Genomic DNA, 20,768 nt, shown 5'->3' with positions numbered 1-20,768 from the left:
ACATGTCATGTTGTTTCAGCTTGTGAAGGCTGCAGGGTTCATGTTGGGCGGGGTCATCGGCTGCGCCGCCTATTTCTGGGGAACCAGTTTCATTCTCGACCTGATGTTCCCGTCGAAGGGAAAATCCGGTGCCGTCGCCTCAAGAAACCTGCGCATCACCAACGCCATCCGTCCGTGGTTGTTTCTGGGACCGGCGCTCCTTGCGCTGACAGTGTATCTTATCTATCCCGTCTTCATGTCGCTCTGGTACAGCGTCCATGATCGCGCCGGACAGAACTTCGTCGGCGTCAGCAACTATGCCTGGATGGTCAACGACGGTGAGTTCCGCCAGTCGATCTACAATAATTTCCTCTGGCTGCTGGTCGTTCCGGCGCTCGCGACCTTCTTCGGCCTGGTCATCGCAGCACTCACCGACCGCATCTGGTGGGGCAACATCGCCAAGACGCTGATCTTCATGCCGATGGCGATCTCGTTCGTCGGTGCCGCGGTCATCTGGAAGTTCATCTACGATTTCCGTCCCGAAGGCGCAGAGCAGATCGGCCTCCTGAACGCCATCGTCGTCGCCTTCGGCGGCGCGCCGCAGGCCTGGATCACGCTGCCGTTCTGGAACAATTTCTTCCTGATGGCGATCCTCGTCTGGATCCAGACGGGCTTTGCGATGGTCATCCTGTCCGCTGCCCTTCGCGGCATCCCTGAGGAAACGATCGAAGCCGCTGTCATCGACGGCGCCAATGGCTGGCAGATCTTCTTCAAGATCATGGTGCCGCAGATCTGGGGCACGATCGCCGTCGTCTGGACGACCATCACCATTCTCGTGCTGAAGGTCTTCGACATCGTGCTGGCGATGACCAACGGCCAATGGCAGAGCCAGGTGCTCGCCAACCTGATGTTCGACTGGATGTTCCGCGGGGGCGGCGACTTTGGCCGCGGTGCGGCGATCGCCGTCGTCATCATGATCCTCGTCATTCCGATCATGGTCTGGAACATCCGCAATGCGGCCAAGGAAATGAAGGGGCACTGAGATGAATCCAGCGACACGCTCACCCCTCATGTGGGTCGTCCACCTCTCGGTCCTTTTGATCGTCGCGCTCTGGACGTTGCCGACCGCCGGCCTGTTGATCTCGTCTCTGCGCGACAAGGATCAGCTCGCCGTTTCCGGCTGGTGGACCGCACTTTCGACCTCGTCGCAAAACACCGTCGTCCGGGCGCCAGGCCCAGAAAGCCAGGTCGAGCGCGAAGGCAAGTTCGTGATCTCCGGCAACCTGCTCGAAGGTCAGCCGGGCCAAATCTCCGCCTTCGGCTTTAACAGCCGCGAGCCGACTGCGTTCAAGGCCGGCGAAACCGCCGAACTCAACGACGGCGAAAAGCTGACCGTTCAGGCCGACGGCAACTTCGAGATCGTTTCCGACAAGAAGATGGAAGGAAGCCGCGGCCAGCGCGTCTTCGTGACGGCGTCGTCGCCGCCGCGTTTCACCTTCGACAATTATGCCGAGGTGCTGGGTGCCGAAAACATCGGCCGCTCCTTCATCAATTCGCTGACGGTTGCCGTACCCGCGACGATCATCCCGATCATGATCGCGGCCTTCGCCGCCTATGCGCTTGCCTGGATGCCGTTCCCCGGCCGGGCGATCCTGATCGCCGTGGTCGTCGGTCTTCTCGTCGTGCCGCTGCAGATGTCGCTGATCCCGCTGCTGAAGCTCTACAACGGCGTTGGCACGATCCTGGGCGTGCCGGCCAAGACCTATGTCGGCATCTGGCTGGCCCATACCGGGTTCGGCCTGCCGCTGGCGATCTATCTGCTTCGCAACTACATGGCCGGCCTGCCGCGCGAAATCATGGAATCCGCCCGCGTCGACGGTGCCAGCGATTTCGATATCTTCGTCAAGATCATCCTGCCGCTGTCCTTCCCGGCGCTCGCCTCCTTCGCGATCTTCCAGTTCCTGTGGACCTGGAACGACCTGCTGGTGGCGATCGTGTTCCTGGGCGCAGGCCCCGATGAACTGGTTCTGACCGGCCGGCTCGTCAACCTGCTGGGCTCGCGCGGCGGCAACTGGGAAATCCTGACGGCTTCCGCCTTCATTACCATCATCGTTCCGCTGATCGTCTTCTTCAGCTTGCAGCGCTATCTCGTGCGCGGTCTGCTGGCGGGCTCGGTCAAGGGCGGCTGACTATCAAGGACCTCCAGAGAAAATGAGCATGACCGAAATGAGCACTTCCACTTTGCAACCGGATAGGGACTGGTGGCGCGGCGCGGTGATCTACCAGATCTACCCGCGCTCCTACCAGGACTCCAACGGCGACGGCATCGGCGACCTCAAGGGCATCGTCGCCCGGCTGCCGCATATCGCCGCCCTCGGTGCCGATGCGATCTGGATTTCGCCGTTCTTCACCTCGCCGATGAAGGATTTCGGTTACGACGTCTCCAACTACACCGATGTCGACCAGATCTTCGGCAGCCTTGCCGATTTCGACGCCGTGATCGCGGAAGCGCACCGCCTCGGCATCCGGGTGATGATCGACCTCGTTCTCTCGCATACCTCGGATCAGCATCCCTGGTTCGTCGAAAGCCGCGCAAGCCGGACCAACGCCAAGGCCGACTGGTACGTCTGGGCCGACTCCAAGCCGGATGGCACCCCGCCCAACAACTGGCTGTCGATCTTCGGCGGCTCGGCCTGGGCCTGGGATCCGACGCGCCTGCAATATTACCTGCACAACTTCCTGACCTCGCAGCCGGATCTCAACCTGCACAATCCGGAAGTGCAGGATGCGTTGCTCGGTGTCGAGCGCTTCTGGCTGGAGCGCGGCGTCGACGGCTTCCGCCTCGATACCATCAACTTCTACTTCCACGACAAGCAGCTGCGCGACAATCCGGCGCTGGCGCCGGAACGCCGCAACGCGCAGACTGCGCCGGCGGTGAACCCCTACAACTATCAGGAACATCTCTACGACAAGAACCAGCCGGAGAACCTGGCATTCCTGAAGCGGTTCCGCGCGGTCATGGACGAGTTTCCGGCGATCGCCGCCGTCGGCGAGGTCGGCGACAGCCAGCGCGGCCTGGAGATCGCCGGCGAATACACCTCCGGCGGCGACAAGATGCAGATGTGCTATGCCTTCGAGTTCCTGGCGCCCGATCCGCTGACATCGGCGACCGTCGCCGAGGTTCTCCGCAATTTCCAGAAGGCAGCGCCCGAGGGCTGGGCCTGCTGGGCCTTTTCCAACCACGACGTCGTGCGCCATGTCAGCCGTTGGGGCGCTGGCGTTGCCGATCGCGACGCGCATGCGAAGCTGCTTGCGAGCCTCTTGATGTCGCTGCGCGGCTCGGTCTGCATCTATCAGGGCGAGGAGCTGGCGCTGAGCGAAGCCGAACTCGCCTATGAGGACCTGAAGGATCCCTACGGCATCCAGTTCTGGCCCGACTTCAAGGGCCGTGACGGTTGCCGCACGCCGATGGTCTGGGATGGTGCCGCGGTCAATGGCGGCTTCGGCAGCGCGAAGCCCTGGCTTCCCGTGCCGGCAGAGCACCTGGAGCGTGCCGTATCGGCGCAGCAGGGTGATGACGCATCCGTCCTCGAGCACTACCGCCGCTTCCTGCATTTCCGCAAGGCGCATCCGGCTTTCGCCAAGGGCGAGATCGAGTTCCTGAACACGGATGGACAGGTGCTCGCCTTCGTGCGCAGCTATGGCAACGAGAAGCTTTTCTGCCTGTTCAACATGAGCGGTACGCCGGCTGCGGCCACGCTGCCGAACGAACCGGTCGCCGCTCTTGAAGGGCACGGCTTTGCAGCCGAAGTGAAAGATAGAATGGTCAACCTGCCGGCCTGGGGCGCGTACTTCGCTCGGTTGGTGTGACGGCTGGCCAACAATGATGAGAGCAAGGAAAGACGGGAAGAACCGAAGGGGAGGGTGCCATGACGGGTCTGCTGCTTAAAGATATCCGCAAGTCCTACGGCGCGGTCGATGTCATTCATGGCATCAATCTCGACATCAAGCAGGGCGAGTTCATCGTCTTCGTCGGCCCGTCCGGCTGCGGAAAGTCGACGCTGCTGCGCATGATCGCCGGTCTCGAGGAGATCACCGGCGGCGACATGTTCATCGACGGCGAGCGCGTCAACACCGTGCCGCCGTCGAAGCGCGGCATCGCCATGGTATTCCAGTCCTACGCGCTCTATCCGCATATGACCGTGTACGACAACATGGCCTTCGGCATGCGGATCGCCAAGGAGTCGAAGGAGGAGATCGATCGCCGCGTGCGCGCGGCCGCCGATATCCTGCAGCTCACCAAGTATCTCGATCGTCTGCCGAAAGCGCTTTCGGGCGGTCAACGCCAGCGCGTTGCGATCGGCCGGGCGATCTGCCGCGACCCCAAGGTCTTCCTGTTCGACGAGCCGCTGTCGAACCTCGACGCGGCCTTGCGCGTTGCGACCCGCATCGAGATCGCCAAGCTCAACGAGCAGATGGCTGATACCACGATGATCTATGTCACCCACGACCAGGTGGAGGCAATGACGCTTGCCGATCGTATCGTCGTGCTGTCGCAAGGCCATATCGAGCAGGTGGGTGCGCCGCTGGAACTTTACGAGCGGCCGGCCAATCTCTTCGTCGCGCGCTTCATCGGCTCGCCGGCGATGAACATCATCCCCTCGGCGATTACGGCCACCGGCGCGCAGACCACGGTGAAGCTGACCGGCGGCAAGAGCGTCACGCTCGATATAGCCACGGACGCATCGCAGAACGGCAAGACGGCGAGCTTCGGCGTGCGGCCGGAAGACCTGCAGGTCTCCGCTGGCGAGGACTTCCTGTTCGAGGGCACGGTCGCCATCGTCGAGGCACTCGGCGAAGTGACGCTGCTCTATATCGAAGGTCTGGTCGACAAGGAGCCGATCATCGCCAAGATCCCCGGCATCCTGCCGGTTCATCGCGGCGACAAGGTGCGCTTCACCGCCGACAAGGCCAAGCTGCACCTGTTCGATGCTGACGGTCGCAGCTATCGCGCCTAAGCAATTCCAGGAAAAGTGCGTAGCGGTTTTCCGTCCGGACTTGCGGCTTGGAAGATCAGTTCCAGGAGAGGTGCGTAGCGGCCCTCCGTCCGGATTTGTCTAACGAACAGATGGTCATCTCGACCCGCCCGTAAAATCGGGCGGGTTTTTTCAATGCAACCTACGGATCAAACCCTCTGTTAAATCTCTGCCGCTAATCTGTTTCAAAAGGGGATAGGAAAGGCATATCGATGAGAGGCGCGGCGCCCGCAATGCAGCAGCACTTCCTGAACAAGGAAGAGTCCTTCATGTACGATCGGGAAGCGAACTTTCCGATGGAGGACACACGGAACGAGGCGCGCATCGAATATACCGAGAAGGGCATGACGCAGCTGAGTTCCCGCCGCTGCGAGATCATCAAGCTCTCCAAAAGCGGCGCCGTCATCAGTATCCTGACGCAGTATCAGCTTCCGCAGAACTTCTATCTCGATATCCCGAGTGCCCGCATCCAGATGGTCGGCTGCCTGCTGAAGCGCGTGCATGCCAACAACGTCATCGAAGCGCGATTCCTCCGCCTGCTGACCGACCGCGATCTCAATCGCATCTTCGTTTACAGCACCCATCCGAACCATCGCAACCGAACGCTCGATATCTATCGCTGAGGCCGAACGCGGCTTGAGGTGTGGGGCTTGACCGTCCTGTCGGCGCAATGAATGGTTGCGGTCTTCTTCAACAGGTGGGACCGGAACCATGCAGCGACCCTATCGGCTTTCCTGCCATTGCGGCGACATCGCAGTCGAGGTTAACGAGGAGCTTACCGGCCTCGTCGAATGCAACTGTTCGACCTGCCGGCGCTCCGGCTTCCTGCATTGGAAAGTGGACGCGGCCAAGGTGAAGCTGCTCACTGAGAAACGCCGCCTGTCGAGCTATATCTGGCGCGGCCTCAATGAGGGCCATCACTTCTGCCCGACCTGCTCGACGCCGATCATGCGCAGCGGCTATCCGGACAACAAGATCTCCATCAATGCCCGCTGCATCGAAGGCGTCGATGTATTTACGCTGGAGATCGAGCGCTACGATGGGCGCAATGACATGTTTCCCGGCCCGCTGCCGTAAGCGGATGGTGTGGGCGCCCAGCTCGCCGCTGCCTCGAAGAAAAGTTCGCTAGAAAAGAGCGCCGCCCTGGCTCAGGAGGCGGCGCTATTTGCGTCCTAGTGGAAGAGAACGCTCGCTCCATGGTCGGCAGCGCCTGCAATCGCCCGGAACGGCGCGAAAAGCTCACGGCCCATGCCGAAATCGTTGTCCGAGAGGTCGGCATGCGCAGGTACCCGCGTCTTCAGCGCGATGTCCTCGACCAGCACTTCGATCGTCCCGGCGACCGCGTCGATACGCACGATATCGCCTTCCTGGATCCGGGCGATCGGGCCGCCGTCCTTGGCTTCCGGTGTCACGTGGATCGCCGCCGGTACCTTGCCGGAGGCGCCGGACATGCGCCCGTCGGTAAGGATGGCGACGCGCTGGCCGCGATCCTGCAGGATGCCGAGCACGGTCGTCAGCTTGTGCAACTCCGGCATGCCGTTCGCCTTCGGGCCCTGGAAGCGCACGACGGCGACGAAATCGCCCTCGAGCTTGCCGGCCTTGAAGGCGGCATTGAGCTCGGCCTGGTCGTGGAAGATCTTCGCCGGGGCCTCGATGACGTGGCGATCCGGTTTCACGGCGGAAATCTTGATGACCGCCTTGCCGAGATTGCCGGTCAGCATCTTCAGGCCGCCGGTATGCTGGAACGGTTGGTCGATGGTCGCAAGCACCTTCGGGTCAGCACTTTCCTTCGGTGTCGGCACGCGCTCGACGCCGCCGTCGGCTCCAAGCCGAACGTCGATCTTGTAGGCGTCGAGACCCTGGCCGACGACGGTGCGGACGTCATCGTGCAGCAGCCCGCCCCGCAGCAACTGGCTGATCAGGAAGCCCATGCCGCCGGCGGCATGGAAGTGGTTCACATCGGCAAGGCCGTTCGGATAGACGCGGGCCAAGAGCGGCACGATATCCGAAAGCTCGGAAATGTCCTGCCAGGTCAAGACGATGCCGGCGGCGCGCGCCATGGCAACCAGGTGCATCGTGTGGTTGGTCGAGCCGCCGGTCGCATGCAGGCCGACGACGCCGTTGACGATCGAGCGCTCGTCGATCATCTCGCCGGCGGGCGTGAACTCGTTGCCCATGGCGGTGATCGCCAGCGCCCGCTTGGCGGCCTCCTTCGTCAGCGCGTCGCGCAGCGGCGTGCCGGGATTGATGAAGGAGGCGCCGGGCAGGTGGAAGCCCATGATCTCCATCAGCATCTGGTTGGAGTTGGCCGTGCCATAGAAGGTGCAGGTGCCCGGCCCGTGGTAGGACTTGGACTCTGCTTCGAGAAGCTCGTCGCGGCCGACCTTGCCTTCGGCGAAGAGCTGGCGCACCCGCGCCTTCTCGTCGTTCGGGAGGCCCGAGGTCATCGGACCCGCGGGCACGAAGATGGCGGGCAGATGGCCGAAGGTCAGCGCCGCAATGACGAGACCCGGTACGATCTTGTCGCAGACGCCGAGATAGACGGTGGAATCGAACATGTTGTGCGACAGGCCGACGCCGGCAGCCATGGCGATCAGGTCGCGCGAGAAGAGCGAGAGCTCCATGCCCGGCTGCCCCTGGGTGACGCCATCGCACATGGCCGGCACACCGCCGGCAACCTGTGCGACGCCGCCCGCTTCGCGCGCCGCATCGCGGATGAGCGCCGGATAGGTCTCGAACGGCTGGTGCGCCGAGAGCATGTCATTATAGGAGGTGATGATGCCGAGATTGGCCACGCGGTCGCCCGCAAGCGCCACCTTCTCGGGGGGGGAACAGACGGCAAACCCGTGCGCTAGGTTGCCGCAGCCGAGCACGCTGCGGTGCGGGCCGCTCGACGCCGCCCGGCGGACGCGGTCGAGATAGGGTTCGCGGTGCGGTTTCGAGCGCTCGACGATGCGAGCGGTGATCGCGGCAATGCGGGAATCGGCGGACATGGCAAATCCTGTTCCGGAGCCTTGAAGCTCCTCATCTTCATCCAGTCATCGGTCCGGAGCGCGGCGAGCTTGGGAGAGCGCACGTCGCGTCCCGGCATGTTCTCAGAAACACTTTCCCGTTCAGGCGGGAGCGCGCCACCGGCTGAACGTGTCTCCACTTTGATATTGGGCCAATTCAACCCAACAGCAGTCGATCTACGGCGCCCAATAAATCTGCACCGGCGATGCGGCACGGCGCAGCATCGCGCGGATCGGCATGTCCTTCTCGTCGCCGGCCTCTTCAGCCTTGGCGAGAACGGTCTTCTTGCCTTCGCCTTCGATGTGCAGCACCAGAAGCCGCGCATCCTGAAGGCTGGCGAAGGTCAGCGTCAGGCGGGTTTCGCCGGCACCTTCCGCCTCCATGGTGATCACGCCGCGCGGCGTCGCCGGATCGATGGCACGCGCGAGTTGCGATCCGCCCGGGAAGAACGACGCGGTGTGCCCGTCCGTTCCCATGCCGAGAATGGCGACGTCGAACGGCGCGCCGATTGCTGCCGTTTCCCGGCTTGCGATTTCAGCGGCCGCCTCGGCGGTCGGGGCCGCATGGTAGAGCGGCAGGAACTTGGCCGCGGCCGCCTTGTCCTGAAGCAGGTTGCTGGCAACCAGGCCATGGTTGGAGCGATCACTTTCCGGCGGCACGAAACGTTCGTCAACGAGCGTCACGGTTACCTTGTCCCAGGCGATGTCCTTTTTGGACAGCGCCTTGAAGAAAGCCTTGGGGGTCGAGCCGCCGGAGACTGCGATGCTCGCCGAACCGCGTGCTGCAATGCCGGCAGAAAGTGCGCTGCTTACGGCGTCAGCCAAGCCCTCTGCGAGTGCCGCACCGTTTTCAAATGTATGAAGCTCTGTCGTCATGGTCGCACCTATATCGCATCGTTCCAAGTGCGGCCGTCGCGCTCGATCAGCGCGATCGACTGGCTCGGACCCCAGGTGCCGGCGGTATAGCCCTGAACCTGCTGCCCGGTTTCCTCCCAGGCCTTCAGGATCGGGTCGACCCACTTCCATGCGGCCTCGACCTCGTCGCGGCGTACGAACAGCGTCTGGTTGTTGCGGACGACGTCGAAGAGCAGCCGCTCATAGGCGTCGGCATTGCGCACGGCAAATGCCTCGGCAAAGCTCATATCGAGCGAAACGTTACGCAGGCGCATGCCGCCCGGGCCAGGATCCTTGATCATCAGCGACTGCTTCACGCCTTCGTTCGGCTGCAGGCGAATGACCAGCTGGTTGGCGGAGATACGGCCGGCGTTGTTGTCGAAGATCGAGTGCGGAATCTGCTTGAAGGTGATGACGATTTCCGACATGCGGCCGGCAAGGCGCTTGCCTGTACGGATGTAGAAGGGCACGCCGGCCCAGCGCCAGTTGCTGACCTCGGCCTTGATCGCCACGAAGGTCTCGGTGTTCGAAACGCCGCCTTCGAGCTCTTCGAGATAGCCCTTGACCGGACCGCCGGCAGAGGCGCCGGCGCGGTACTGGCCGCGCACCGTCACCTGTTCGACGTTGGACGAGGTGATCGGCTTCAGCGCGCGCAGAACCTTGAGCTTTTCGTCGCGGACCGCTTCCGCGTCCATCGAGGTCGGCGCTTCCATGGCGACGAAGCAGACGAGCTGGAGGATGTGGTTCTGCACCATGTCGCGAAGTGCACCGGCCTTGTCGTAATAGCCGGCGCGGTTTTCGAGGCCGACGGCTTCCGCCACGGTGATCTGCACGTGGTCGATATGGGCGGAGTTCCACAGCGGCTCGTAGAGCGCATTGGCGAAGCGCAGCGCCATCAGGTTCTGCACCGTCTCCTTGCCGAGATAGTGGTCGATACGGAAGATCTGCTCTTCGCGGAAGACCTTGCCGATCGTGTCGTTGAGCTCGGTCGCCGATGCGAGGTCGCGGCCGATCGGCTTTTCGACGACGATGCGGGTATTCTTGGTGATCAGCTTGTGATCGCGGATGCGTTCGGAAATGTCGCCGAAGATCGCCGGGCCGACAGCGAGATAGAAGGCGCGGATACGCTCCTTGCCCTCTTCGAGGATCTTCTTCAGTGCGTCCCAGCCCTGGTCCGACTTGGCGTCGACGGAAACATAGAACAGGCGCGCGGCGAACTTGGCGACTTCCTCTTCCTTGTACTCGTCCGCCTTCAGATGTTCCTTCAGCGCATCGACGGCGAATTTGCGATAGTCCTCATGGCTCAGTGCTGCGCGCGACGCCCCGATGATGCGGGTCGGCTCGGTGATCTGGCCTTCCAGTTGCCGGTGATAGAGCGCCGGCAACAGCTTGCGCTCCGCAAGATCGCCGGTGCCCCCGAACACCACATAGTCAAATGGTTCGACGGGAATGATCTGGCTGCTCATGGGATATCTCGATCTGTTCAGGTCACGGACACATATAATCTAATCGATTTAAATGCGCTAGGGTGCGGCGCAATAAAATGCCGCCGCGAGGGCTTCTCAGAACCTGTCACGTAATGCGTACCAGCTTAACGCGAGGAAGAGAAGGGCGGAGCGGAACCGCGTACCACCGGGAAAAGCCGGGATTTTCAGGGCTTTCAGCAGATCGAGCTCGGTATCCTTTCCGAGCGCCAGGTCGGCATAGAGCTTGCCGCAATAGTTGGAGAGCATCACGCCGTGGCCGGAATAGCCGCCGATCGAGGTGACGCCGGGCATCACTTCGCGACAGAAGGGCGTGCGCGGCATGGTGATGCCGACCGAGCCGCCCCAGGCATGGGTGATCTCGATATTGGCAAGTTCCGGATAGATCTCGCTGATCTGCCGGCGGATGTGGGTCGAGATATCGAGCGGATTGTCAGCGGTATAGGCCTCGCGGCCGCCGAAGAGCAGCCGCCCGTCCCGCGACTTGCGGAAATAGCGCACGACGAAGCGCGAATCATCGACCGATTCGCCGCCGGGAATGACCTTTGGGTGGTCGGAAAGCACCGTCGTTGCGCCGATGAAGGAGCGGATCGGCATGACGTGGCTGGCGCTCACCGGCTCGAGATTGCCGATATAGGCGTTGCAGGCGACGAGCGCGCGGTCGGCGGTGATCGTGCCGCGGTCGGTGGTGATGACGATCGTGCCGCTTTGGCGCTCGATCTTGGTTGCCTTCGTCTGCTCGAAGAGATTGGCACCGGCAAGGGCGGCCTGTTTCGCAAGGCCGACCAGCAGCTTCATCGGGTGGATATGGCCGGTGCCGGCATCGCGGATGCCGAAGTGGTAGTGGCTCGATCCGAGCCGGCTTGCGGTTTCCTCCCGATCCATGAAGGAGAGATGCGGATAGCCGAAGCGTGTTGCCATCGCTTCCGCATGGTCGCGATAGTCTTTTTCGAAGCTCTTCTTGTGGCCGACCGAGAGCTGGCCGGGCACGAACTCGATGTCGATTTCGTGGGCGCTTGCGAAGTCGAGCACATAGCGCTTGGCATTCTCCGCCATGTCGAAGAGCGCCTGTGCCCGCTCATGACCAAGGCTTGTCTCGGTCTCGTCCGCCCAGGCGCGCTGCCCGGTGCCGAACTGGCCGCCATTGCGGCCAGAGGCACCGTCGCCGAAGCGGCAGGCGTCGATCACGGTGACGTCGACGCCCTGCCGCGCCAGGTTCCAGGCGGCCTGCAGCCCGGTATAGCCACCGCCGACGATCGCGACGTTGGCTTTCCGCGATCCGGGCATGGCGGGATACTCCGGTCGATCCGGAACGGTCGCCTCATACCAGGAGTAACCGGGCGAGATCGGGCTTTGCCAGGGCATGGAGAACCTCTGAGGTCAGACGTTGAGAAGCAGGAATTCGCGTTCCCAGGGACTGATGACCTGCATGAAGGTTTCGAACTCGCCACGTTTGACGCCGGCATAGATGGCGATGAACTCAGGGCTCAGCACCTCCGCAAGCGATGGTGCCGATTCGAGCAGAGCGACAGCTTCGAGCAGGCCGCGCGGCAGGTCGATCTCGCCCTCGTTGGCCGTGTCCTCGGTCGGTGCCGTCGGCTCCCGCTGTTCGACGATGCCGAGATAGCCGCAGGCAAGCGAGGCCGCGAGCGCCAGGTAGGGGTTGGCATCCGAGCTCGGCAGCCGGTTCTCGATGCGCCGGGCGACCGGTTCCGACACCGGGATGCGGAAGGCGGTCGTGCGGTTGTCGTAGCCCCAGGCGGTATTAACCGGCGCCGACATGTCGGGCGTCAGCCGGCGGAAGGAGTTCACATAGGGCGCCATCATGACCAGCGTGCGCGGCACGTAGTGCTGCATGCCGCCGATGAAGTGGAAGAATTCCTTCGATGCCGATCCATCCGGGTTCGAAAACAGGTTCCGGCCGGTGTTGATTTCGACCACCGACTGGTGGATGTGCATCGCCGAACCCGGCTGGCCCTGCATCGGCTTGGCCATAAAGGTGGCATAGATGCCGTGTTTCAGCGCCGCCTCGCGGATCGTGCGCTTGAACAGGAAGACCTGGTCGGCCAGCTCGATCGGGTCGCCGTGGCGAAGGTTGATCTCGAGCTGCGCCGGTCCCTCTTCATGGATCAGCGTGTCGATCTCGAGACCCTGCTTCTCGGAGAAGTGGTAGATGTCGTCGATCAGCTCGTCGAACTCGTTGATGCCGGCAATCGAATAGCCCTGACCGCCAAGGATCGAGCGACCGGAGCGACCTTTCGGTGGATGCAGGGGATAGTCAGGGTCGTCATTGGTGGCGACGAGGTAGAATTCGATTTCCGGTGCGACGACCGGTTTCCAGCCCTTCTTCTTGTAAAGGTCGACCACGCGCTTCAGGACGTTGCGCGGCGTGTAGCTGATCTGCTCACCCTGCGAACCGACGATGTCGCAGATCACCTGCGCCGTCGGGTCGGTCTCCCAGGGCACGACCGAAAGGGTGGAGAGATCAGGCACGAGCTTGATATCGCTGTCGCGCGAATCGTAGCGGAACTGCCCGGTTTCGTCAGGATATTCGCCCGAGATCGTGTGCCGGTAGACGGCCGAGGGGAGCGCCAGCGAGGTGTTGGACGTGAATTTCGAGGTCGGCATCATCTTGCCGCGAGGCACGCCGGCAAGGTCGGGCGTGATGCATTCGACGTCTTCGATACCGCGGATCTTGAGCCAGTCCGTGGCTTCCTTCCAGGTCTTCACACCGCGGAGGGAGTGCAAGGCGGGGGGTATTTTCGAAGTTTTGCTGATTTTCGTTGTTTGTTGGGCAGCACTTCTCTTGGAGGGCATAAATCACCGGTTTTGGCTTCGGATGACGCATCATAACCACAGATTGGCAATTGGCTAGATGGGCTTGGTCATTGACTTTCTTCTTTGCCACCGGGAAGGAAAGACAAAAGAGCTGGGGTGTTTCGTGGCTGAGAAGAAGGATGTGGTCATCATCGGCGCCGGTGCTGCGGGCATGATGTGCGCCATCGAAGCGGGCAAGCGCGGCCGCCGCGCGGCTGTGCTCGACCATGCCAAGGCACCCGGCGAGAAGATCCGCATCTCCGGCGGTGGTCGCTGCAACTTCACCAATATCCATGCGGGGCCGAAGAATTTCCTTTCGGCCAACCCGCATTTCTGCAAGTCGGCACTGGCGCGTTATACGCCGCGCGATTTCCTGGCCTTGGTCGAAAAGCACGGCATCGCCTGGCACGAAAAGACCCTCGGCCAGCTCTTCTGCAACCACTCGGCCAAGGACATCATCAGGATGCTGCTCGCGGAAATGCGTGATGTGCACGCCGAGTTGCGGCTGGAGACAACGATCGAAAGCGTCGAACGCCACGGGGCGGGCTTCCGCGTCATGACGGATGAGGGGCCTATCGATGCCCAATCGCTCGTCATAGCCAGCGGCGGCAAGTCGATTCCGAAGATGGGTGCGACCGGGCTCGCCTACCGGATCGCCGAGCAGTTCGGCCTTGGCATCGTCGAAACGCGGCCGGGCCTCGTGCCGCTGACCCTCGATCCGGCGCAACTCGAAACGATCGGCGAACTGGCGGGCGTCGCAGCCGACGCCGAAGCCCGGTTCGGCAAGACGGCTTTTCGCGAGGCGGTGCTGATCACCCATCGTGGCCTGAGCGGCCCGGCGATCCTGCAGATCTCTTCCTATTGGCGCGAGGGACAGGAGATCGAGTTGCGGCTGATGCCCGATATCGACATCTCCGCGATCCTCAAGGAGATCCGCCGTACCCACGGTAAGCAGGCGGTGCAGACGGCGCTTGGCGATATCCTGCCGCGCCGGCTCGCACAGTTTTTCGCCGACGGCGCGAAGCTGACCGGCCGTCAGCTTGCCGACCTCTCGGACAAGACGATCAACCAGCTTTCGTCTTCGATCCAGGCCTGGACGATCAAGCCCGCCGGATCGGAAGGCTATCGCACGGCCGAGGTCACGCTCGGCGGCGTCGATACCAAAGGGCTCGATTCCAAGACGATGCAGGCGAAGGCGGTACCGGGGCTCTACTTCATCGGCGAATGCGTCGATGTGACCGGCTGGCTCGGCGGCTACAATTTCCAATGGGCCTGGGCATCGGGCTTTGCTGCCGGGCAGGACGCCTGATCTCCCCGCTTTTGGTGGGTCGTGCTTCAGCGATTGTTAACGGCTCTGATCGAACCTTTATTCTCGTCGGCACAGCCGGCGGTTGGTGTGATCGGATTGTCGCGTAAACGGAAATAACACTGTTTCCTATTTTTTGACTTTCCTCCGCCACGGCATGGCTGCAATATATGTGTGACTGGCAAGCCGGTTCATCCGGGCCGATGGTTGCCGGTGAATGTGACAAGGACAGGATGCCATGAACCAACCACGCCGCCGTCCCCGCGCCATCGCGGTCGCCCGCACCGATGAAAGCCGTCAGCAGAAGGCCGCGATCACGCGCCTCGCCCTCATCGCTTTCTTCGCCGTAGCCGCGCTTGCAGCCCTTCCGGCCCTTTGGTTCTGATCTCAGGCAACCGGCCCTAGACGGCCGGTTCCTCGGGCGCCGTTGAAGCGCCCCGCGCACCTTCGGATTTTCTGCCGCAGGTGAAACGCGCTTATATAAATTTTAATCGTTCAAATTGGATAGTGCGACGATGTGAGTTCGTCAGGTCCACGTTGCCTAGGAGTGGTGACGCGGATCCGCAATGATTGCCGACGGACTTGCGGCGTGCGCCGTATGATTTTCCGAAAAACATCAGCCTGTTTGCGCATCGGGTGGCTCTCGATCGCTCGCACCTTCACGCCCTGTCGTTGAAGGCGGAGACGTCTCGAGCTGCCGGGGGAGGCGAATGCGAGCTGCGAGCCAAGGTGTTTTCAATGTTCATTGATAGAATTCTTGCCCGTTTCAAGATCCAGACGAAGGTGCTCTTTTTCATCCTGCCCTTCGTCGTCAGCATCTGTGCCGTCGGTATCACCGGTCTCTATGCATCCGGCCTGCTTCAGGGCCGCATGGAGATTTCCAACAGCGTGCTGCAGACATTGAGCGGCTTCAAGGATGTCTATGCGGGCATGAACGCCTTCCTGCATTCGACGACCGAGGAAACCAGGCAAGCCGTCCAGTCGAAGATTTCGGCTCAGAAGGACGTGCTTGCGGCGACGGCCGCGCAGGTCGCCGGCCAGAGCGGTCAGGACGAGTTGACGGCCGCAATCGCCGCGACAAACGACATCGAGGCACGCATTGATGGCCTCTGGAAGCTGCATGTCGGCGAGCAGGAGCTGCGCGCAGCGATGGCGGCAAACCTCGACGCGCTGCTGATCGAGCGCTCCAAGATCAACGAGGAATCGAACCGGCTGCAATACGCCGTGCGGAAGAACGAAAACGCTGCCAAGACCATGTTGCGCGAAGCCGAAAAGCTGATGCGCGCCAGCCGCTTCTTCAACGAATTCGGCACCGAGGTCAGCAAGGCGATCACCGTCGACGACAAGCTCAAGGCCGTCAAGGAACGCTTCCCGATGATCGGCCGCACCGAGCGCGACATCTTCCGTCTGCTGCCGAAGGACGAGAAATCGCTTGCCGAAACGATCACGTCGGCTTCGAGCGAGATCGGTTCGCTGCTGAAGGCGCCGGCCGGCCCGGAGACGCTTGCCGGCATCTCCAAATATGTCGACCGTTTCCGCACTGCGAGCTTCCGCCTGGAGGCGGCATCGGTCGGCAAGATGCGTGACGCGACGCGGATCTTCGCCGAACTCGACGAGCAGATCGTCACGACGGAATCGGTACTGACCGCAACCCGCCGGCTCGCCGCGTCGATCACGGACATTCAGATTTCCGCTGCGACTTTCATGGGGCAGACGAACGAAGAGAACCGCCAGAAGCTGCTCGACAAGTCGCTTGCCGTTCAACAGAACATGGCGACGCTGCGTGGTGTTGCCAGTGACGGCGCTTCCTTCGACAAGATCGCCGATACGCTGATGCCGATCCTGACGGCGATGAAGAAGGATGCCGCAGCGCTCGTCGAAATCACCGTCAAGCGGACCGCCGACTTCGACGCTGCCGGCCAATCGATCGACCAGATCTGGGGCGATCTCACCGGCTTTGCCGAGCAGCAGAAGGTGGCCGCCGGAACAGAACGCCAGGAAGCAAACCAGATCTCGGTGGCCGCAACCGTCGGCGGCGTCGTCATCGCGCTGCTTGCCGGCATTGCGTTGACGCTGACGCTGAAGAAGCCGATCGGTCAGATCACCGCTGCCATGCGGCGCCTCGCCGATGGCCGCCTCGACACGGCGATCGACGGCGACGCCCGTCGTGACGAAATCGGCGACATGGCGCGCGCGCTCGGCGTCTTCAAGGAGAACGCGCTTTCCAAGGTGCGCATCGAGGCCGAGAGCGAAGAGCAGCGTACTCGCGCCGAGATGGAGCGCAGCCGCAACGATCGGGAAAAGCGGGAGCTCGATCGTCAGATCGATCTGGCCGTCAGCGAGCTTGCAGCCGGTCTCGGCCGTCTCGCGCAGGGCGACCTCTCGCGCCAGATCGAGGTTCCGTTCCACGGTCGTCTCGAACAGTTGCGCGAGGACTTCAACGGCTCGCTGATCCGGCTGCAGGACACGCTCTCCCAGATCCGTGCCAATGCGCAGGCGATCCAGGAAAGCGGTTCAAGCATGCATCATGCCGCCGACTCGCTGTCGAAGCGAACGGAAGCCCAGGCGGCATCGCTTGAAGAAACCGCCGCTGCGGTCGACCAGATCACCGTGACCGTTCGCTCTTCGGCCGAGCGTGCCGGCGAAGCCAACCATGCCGTGATCCAGACGAAGCGCAGCGCCGACAGCTCAGCGACCGTCGTCACCAACGCGATCGCCGCCATGGGACGCATCGAGGAGGCCTCGCGCCAGATCGAGCAGATCATCGAGGTGATCGACGACATCGCCTTCCAGACGAACCTGTTGGCGCTGAACGCCGGCATCGAGGCGGCGCGTGCGGGTGAAGCAGGCAAGGGCTTTGCCGTTGTCGCCCAGGAAGTGCGTGAACTGGCGCAGCGTTCGGCAGAGGCCGCGCGCGAGATCAAGGGGCTCATCAACAAGTCGACGAACGAGGTCAATGCCGGTTCGCACCTGGTCAAGGAAACGGGCGAAGTGCTGGCATCGATCAGCGCGCAGATCGTCACCGTCAGCCAGCATGTGGAGATGATCGCGACCGCTAGCCGCGATCAGGCCGTTGCGCTCAACGAGGTCAACGGCTCGGTCAACCAGATGGACCAGATGACACAGCAGAACGCTTCCATGGTCGAGGAAGCCACGGCGACGAGCCGGTCGCTCGCGCACCAGGCCGACACGTTGATGATGCTTGTCGAGCAGTTCCGGCTGGAGCCGCAGGCAGACGACTACAATTACCGGGCCGCCTGAGGCGGCCGGCAATCGAATTCGCTGACGGCGGACGTTCCGCCTTCAGGCGAAGGCACGGCAAACCGGTATCGCCGTGCGACATAACAAGGGCAGGGGCTAACATTGCACCGCGTGGCCGCAGGGCTCCGCGGTGCTCTTTTCTTCAGCGTCAAGGCGCCTCATGCGCCGCTGGGCAATCCTGACGGACAGGGCGTTAAAGAGGCGCCGAAGATATCCCGGCGGCTTCGGATCGAAGTCTTCGTCCCAACGCCGGTTCTTCAAGGCCATGTCGGCGATATAGACCATTGCCATCATTTCCATGGTGATGCTCCTCACTTGGTGGGCATCACGTCTTTTATGCATCCAAAGCAGTTTTACATACACCGGATATCGCGCTATATTTTTCAGTAATGAAAAACCTGGATTGGGATATCTACCGCTGTTTCATGAGCGTGGCGCGCACCGGGGGCCTGACCGGCGCGGCACAGGCGCTCGGTTCGAGCCCGGCCACGGTCGGGCGGCGGATGCTGGAGCTCGAGGAGCGGACGGGCCGCGCCCTATTCCTGCGCAGCCAGACCGGCTATCAGCTCACTGGCGACGGTGAGCTTCTTTTCGAGCAGCTTCAGGAGATGGAGACGGCGGCGCGCCTGGTCGAAAGCTGGCGGCGCGAGGGTGAAGGCGCGACAGTCCGCATCACCGTCGGCACCTGGAATGCCTGGCTTCTTGCCGAGAATTTCCCGGCACTTTGCAGCGAGAGGGATGGTTTCAGCCTGGCGATAACGGTTGGCGAGACACGCGCAAGCCTCGCCTATCGTGAGACCGATATCGGCATCCGTGCTTTCGAGCCCGAGGAAAGCTATCTGGCGGCGAGCCTGATCGGTGACGTCGCCTACGCCGCCTATCGCCAGAAGAACGCAGCGTCAGCTGCCAACAGTCGGTGGGTGGCCGTGGGCGAAGAGGAGGCGATCTCGGCCTATCTTCGCTGGCCTCACCAGCAGGCAGAGGGCAGGATCGTCGCGACGATCACACGGCCGCGTTCGCTCCTGGATCTCGCCCGTGCCGGCGCCGGGTGCGCCGTGCTTCCCTGTTTCGTCGGCGATCTCGATCCGATGCTGGAGCGGGCGGGTGACGAAATCCCGGCGCTCAGGCATCGGCAATGGATCGTGATGAACAACGAGGATCGGCACCGAAAGGAAATCCGCACGGTGGTCGATCGCATGACGAAGCTGTTGCGTAGCCATGCTGACGTCTTTGCCGGAAAACGGCCGCGTCGCGGCTGAGCATGCGCGCGACCGGCCCGCATCCAGAACGACGGGTCGTGGGTTCTGGCGCCTTCGGTCAGCGCATCAGGAGCTTGACCAGGGCGGCCTGAGAATTGACCCGGGTCTTGGAATAGATGCTTTTAAGCTGCGTACGGGTCGTCTCGTAGCTGACGCCGTTGGCATGCGACATTTCCTTCAGCGTCAGGCCGGCAACGACGCCTGACGCGATGCGGATTTCGGCCGGCGTGAGGCCGTAGCTGTCTTTCAGGTGGGTGAGGCGTTGGTCAAAAACCAGCGAGGACGCCGGCTCGACCAGCACCGCGACGGTGGGGCCATCGAGGAGTTCGGTGAAGATACTGGCGCTTCGCCGGACGAGCGTGATCCGAAAGGCGCCATTCTCCGCGGTCCTGACGATGCGAACCTGCGGCTGTGCGGGAGTGCCGACCGGTGAGGCCAGAAGCTCCAGTGCCGCGTTGGCTTCCGGTTCGTCCATGAACAAGCGTCCGCCGATCGTGACGCGAAACGGAGAACCCTTCGCCGCCATGCGTTCGGCGTTGACGTTCATCGAGCGGATGCGAAGATTGTCGCCGACATAAATGACGCCGACGCCGATCGTATCGAGAAGCGTCTGGCCCTCATGCTGCTCGGCCATCATCAGGTCCCGTCGGCGCAGGAAATCGAAGGCGCGTTTCAGATGAGGGGCAAGAAGGGTATATTGATCGGCCGCCTGCCGGTTGAGTTCCTCGTCCGTGGACGATGTACAGGTCGATACGAGCAATGTGCGCGTCGCGCTGCGCACGATGGTGACGCCCACCGTGGTCTCGCAGCCGGTCTGGCCCTTCAGCCAGTCGTTGTAGAATTCCGATTTCAGCAAATCCGCGCGCGAGACGATATGCTCGCCGGCGAGACCGCGGCCGACGGGCACGAGGACCGACTTCGGTATCCAGGGATTGATCGCCGCGAAGTGGCTGTTGAACTGGTCGATGGCTTCCGGCGTAAAGCCGGAGACATAGGGCACGCATGACGCCGGCGATGTGAGATCGTGGTAATGGAGCGCCGAGCGCCCGCCGGGCATCGTCGTGGTCAGTCGATCAAGAAAGTCCTGCCAGCTGCAGTCACCAAATGCGGCGCCGTAGATCAACTCCGTCAGTTCGGCCGTATCGGCAGCTCTCGTCGATCGATGCATGCGCACCTCTGCCTAAGGTAGGTTTGGCTAATATAGGCAGGAGCGGGAGGTTCGATCAACCTGAAATAGTGGGTTGCCGGTGATCGTTGCGTCGTGAACGATCACCGCGAGCACGGAAAGGCCGGCATCGCTGCCGGCCTTTCTGATCTTGTGCGCCGAGATCTCGCGCTACAGTTTCAATGTTGTTCAACGATAAATTGCGCTTCGGACGAAAGATGCGGCGAGCGGACGAAGCGAGACGGATGAAAGCAAAGCCATCGCAAGCGTCATCGCCGCGAGTGTCATGGCCTGCCCTGGGTCACGATGACCGGGATCAGGAGGTCGCCCCAGTTGCCTTCACCGCCGTGGTGGCGGGCCGAGCGAACGAGCTCGACCGAAACGCCGGCATCCACGGCCTTCATAACGGACTGGTTGAGGCGGTGCAGGTCGTTGGCGACCATGCGGATCGCTGCCTGCTGGTCCGGGGTCATCGCCGAAGACTGTTCCTCGGCCCGTTCCTTGACGCGTGTCTGGACTGTCATTGGACTTCTCCTTGAGGTTCGAGGCTAGAGTG

Annotated in this window: 18 protein-coding genes; 10 read left to right on the top strand and 8 right to left on the bottom strand. The window is 62.4% G+C overall.

Annotated elements, in window-relative coordinates:
* Positions 1-10: 10 nt before the first annotated feature.
* The 6 genes from ASE60_RS13495 to ASE60_RS13470 all read left to right on the top strand — a co-directional run bounded on the left by ASE60_RS13495 (position 11) and on the right by ASE60_RS13470 (position 6,092).
* Positions 11-1,021 carry a sugar ABC transporter permease gene (locus ASE60_RS13495; protein WP_057251111.1) on the top strand — a complete coding sequence of 337 codons (1,011 nt, stop codon included), beginning with the start codon at positions 11-13 and terminating at the stop codon, positions 1,019-1,021.
* A 1-nt stretch (position 1,022) separates the two neighbouring features.
* Positions 1,023-2,168, top strand: a complete 1,146-nt coding sequence (locus ASE60_RS13490) for a carbohydrate ABC transporter permease (RefSeq protein ID WP_057251030.1) — start codon at positions 1,023-1,025, stop codon at positions 2,166-2,168.
* A 22-nt stretch (positions 2,169-2,190) separates the two neighbouring features.
* Entirely contained in the window at positions 2,191-3,849 is a 1,659-nt protein-coding gene (locus ASE60_RS13485; protein WP_057251028.1) for an alpha-glucosidase family protein, read from the top strand.
* 59 nt (positions 3,850-3,908) lie between these two features.
* A complete protein-coding gene (gene ugpC / locus ASE60_RS13480; RefSeq protein WP_057251026.1) occupies positions 3,909-4,997 on the top strand; it encodes a sn-glycerol-3-phosphate ABC transporter ATP-binding protein UgpC in 1,089 nt (362 codons plus the stop codon).
* 230 nt (positions 4,998-5,227) lie between these two features.
* Positions 5,228-5,638 carry a hypothetical protein gene (locus ASE60_RS13475; RefSeq protein ID WP_057251024.1) on the top strand — a complete coding sequence of 137 codons (411 nt, stop codon included), beginning with the start codon at positions 5,228-5,230 and terminating at the stop codon, positions 5,636-5,638.
* Positions 5,639-5,726: 88 nt separating this feature from the next.
* The gene (locus tag ASE60_RS13470) at positions 5,727-6,092 is read left to right on the top strand and encodes a GFA family protein (RefSeq protein ID WP_057251022.1); all 366 of its coding nucleotides are present in this window, start codon (positions 5,727-5,729) and stop codon (positions 6,090-6,092) included.
* 95 nt (positions 6,093-6,187) lie between these two features.
* Here ASE60_RS13470 and edd read toward each other — a convergent pair whose 3' ends face one another.
* From edd to ASE60_RS13445, 5 genes are all read right to left on the bottom strand, one after another.
* Positions 6,188-8,008, bottom strand: a complete 1,821-nt coding sequence (gene edd / locus ASE60_RS13465; RefSeq protein WP_057251020.1) for a phosphogluconate dehydratase — start codon at positions 8,006-8,008, stop codon at positions 6,188-6,190.
* Between the two features lie 195 nt (positions 8,009-8,203).
* A complete protein-coding gene (pgl, locus tag ASE60_RS13460) occupies positions 8,204-8,902 on the bottom strand; it encodes a 6-phosphogluconolactonase (protein ID WP_057251018.1) in 699 nt (232 codons plus the stop codon).
* 8 nt (positions 8,903-8,910) lie between these two features.
* Entirely contained in the window at positions 8,911-10,386 is a 1,476-nt protein-coding gene (gene zwf, locus ASE60_RS13455) for a glucose-6-phosphate dehydrogenase (protein WP_057251016.1), read from the bottom strand.
* Positions 10,387-10,482: 96 nt separating this feature from the next.
* Positions 10,483-11,769 (bottom strand): FAD-binding oxidoreductase, encoded by a 1,287-nt coding sequence (locus tag ASE60_RS13450; RefSeq protein ID WP_057251014.1) that lies wholly within the window; start codon positions 11,767-11,769, stop codon positions 10,483-10,485.
* A gap of 15 nt (positions 11,770-11,784) precedes the next feature.
* Positions 11,785-13,221 carry a glutamine synthetase family protein gene (locus ASE60_RS13445; protein ID WP_057251012.1) on the bottom strand — a complete coding sequence of 479 codons (1,437 nt, stop codon included), beginning with the start codon at positions 13,219-13,221 and terminating at the stop codon, positions 11,785-11,787.
* Between the two features lie 124 nt (positions 13,222-13,345).
* Here ASE60_RS13445 and ASE60_RS13440 point away from each other — a divergent pair, with 124 nt between their 5' ends.
* The 3 genes from ASE60_RS13440 (at position 13,346) to ASE60_RS13435 (ending at position 17,788) form a co-directional block, all read left to right on the top strand.
* Positions 13,346-14,530 (top strand): NAD(P)/FAD-dependent oxidoreductase, encoded by a 1,185-nt coding sequence (locus ASE60_RS13440; protein ID WP_057251011.1) that lies wholly within the window; start codon positions 13,346-13,348, stop codon positions 14,528-14,530.
* Positions 14,531-14,765: 235 nt separating this feature from the next.
* Positions 14,766-14,912: a hypothetical protein gene (locus ASE60_RS35180; protein WP_176907103.1), complete on the top strand. Its 147-nt coding sequence runs from the start codon at positions 14,766-14,768 to the stop codon at positions 14,910-14,912.
* Between the two features lie 353 nt (positions 14,913-15,265).
* Entirely contained in the window at positions 15,266-17,788 is a 2,523-nt protein-coding gene (locus ASE60_RS13435) for a HAMP domain-containing methyl-accepting chemotaxis protein (protein ID WP_057251009.1), read from the top strand.
* 96 nt (positions 17,789-17,884) lie between these two features.
* Here ASE60_RS13435 and ASE60_RS13430 read toward each other — a convergent pair whose 3' ends face one another.
* Entirely contained in the window at positions 17,885-18,088 is a 204-nt protein-coding gene (locus tag ASE60_RS13430) for a hypothetical protein (RefSeq protein WP_057251007.1), read from the bottom strand.
* Between the two features lie 89 nt (positions 18,089-18,177).
* On the opposite strand from ASE60_RS13430, the gene ASE60_RS13425 reads away from it, so the two are divergent.
* Positions 18,178-19,047, top strand: a complete 870-nt coding sequence (locus ASE60_RS13425) for a LysR family transcriptional regulator (protein WP_057251006.1) — start codon at positions 18,178-18,180, stop codon at positions 19,045-19,047.
* A gap of 58 nt (positions 19,048-19,105) precedes the next feature.
* On the opposite strand, the gene ASE60_RS13420 is transcribed toward ASE60_RS13425, so the two are convergent.
* Together ASE60_RS13420 and ASE60_RS13415 are read right to left on the bottom strand one after the other, a co-directional pair.
* Complete coding sequence (locus ASE60_RS13420) at positions 19,106-20,215, bottom strand: LuxR C-terminal-related transcriptional regulator (protein ID WP_057251004.1); 1,110 nt, start codon at positions 20,213-20,215, stop codon at positions 19,106-19,108.
* A gap of 281 nt (positions 20,216-20,496) precedes the next feature.
* Positions 20,497-20,736: a hypothetical protein gene (locus ASE60_RS13415; RefSeq protein ID WP_034800815.1), complete on the bottom strand. Its 240-nt coding sequence runs from the start codon at positions 20,734-20,736 to the stop codon at positions 20,497-20,499.
* Positions 20,737-20,768: the final 32 nt, after the last annotated feature.

It is taken from the genome of Ensifer sp. Root278 (assembly GCF_001429285.1).
GTDB lineage: Bacteria > Pseudomonadota > Alphaproteobacteria > Rhizobiales > Rhizobiaceae > Ensifer.
Note: the sequence above shows the minus strand (reverse complement) of the source record. Positions and strands in the feature narration are given on the sequence as shown.

Coding starts and splice junctions, on each gene's coding strand:
- ASE60_RS13490 (WP_057251030.1), top strand. CDS start 1,023: ATGAATCCAGCGACACGCTCACCCCTCATGTGGGTCGTCCACCTCTCG.
- ASE60_RS13485 (WP_057251028.1), top strand. CDS start 2,191: ATGAGCATGACCGAAATGAGCACTTCCACTTTGCAACCGGATAGGGAC.
- ugpC (WP_057251026.1), top strand. CDS start 3,909: ATGACGGGTCTGCTGCTTAAAGATATCCGCAAGTCCTACGGCGCGGTC.
- ASE60_RS13475 (WP_057251024.1), top strand. CDS start 5,228: ATGAGAGGCGCGGCGCCCGCAATGCAGCAGCACTTCCTGAACAAGGAA.
- ASE60_RS13470 (WP_057251022.1), top strand. CDS start 5,727: ATGCAGCGACCCTATCGGCTTTCCTGCCATTGCGGCGACATCGCAGTC.
- edd (WP_057251020.1), bottom strand. CDS start 8,008: ATGTCCGCCGATTCCCGCATTGCCGCGATCACCGCTCGCATCGTCGAG.
- pgl (WP_057251018.1), bottom strand. CDS start 8,902: ATGACGACAGAGCTTCATACATTTGAAAACGGTGCGGCACTCGCAGAG.
- zwf (WP_057251016.1), bottom strand. CDS start 10,386: ATGAGCAGCCAGATCATTCCCGTCGAACCATTTGACTATGTGGTGTTC.
- ASE60_RS13450 (WP_057251014.1), bottom strand. CDS start 11,769: ATGCCCTGGCAAAGCCCGATCTCGCCCGGTTACTCCTGGTATGAGGCG.
- ASE60_RS13445 (WP_057251012.1), bottom strand. CDS start 13,221: ATGCCCTCCAAGAGAAGTGCTGCCCAACAAACAACGAAAATCAGCAAA.
- ASE60_RS35180 (WP_176907103.1), top strand. CDS start 14,766: ATGAACCAACCACGCCGCCGTCCCCGCGCCATCGCGGTCGCCCGCACC.
- ASE60_RS13435 (WP_057251009.1), top strand. CDS start 15,266: ATGTTCATTGATAGAATTCTTGCCCGTTTCAAGATCCAGACGAAGGTG.
- ASE60_RS13430 (WP_057251007.1), bottom strand. CDS start 18,088: ATGGAAATGATGGCAATGGTCTATATCGCCGACATGGCCTTGAAGAAC.
- ASE60_RS13425 (WP_057251006.1), top strand. CDS start 18,178: ATGAAAAACCTGGATTGGGATATCTACCGCTGTTTCATGAGCGTGGCG.
- ASE60_RS13420 (WP_057251004.1), bottom strand. CDS start 20,215: ATGCATCGATCGACGAGAGCTGCCGATACGGCCGAACTGACGGAGTTG.
- ASE60_RS13415 (WP_034800815.1), bottom strand. CDS start 20,736: ATGACAGTCCAGACACGCGTCAAGGAACGGGCCGAGGAACAGTCTTCG.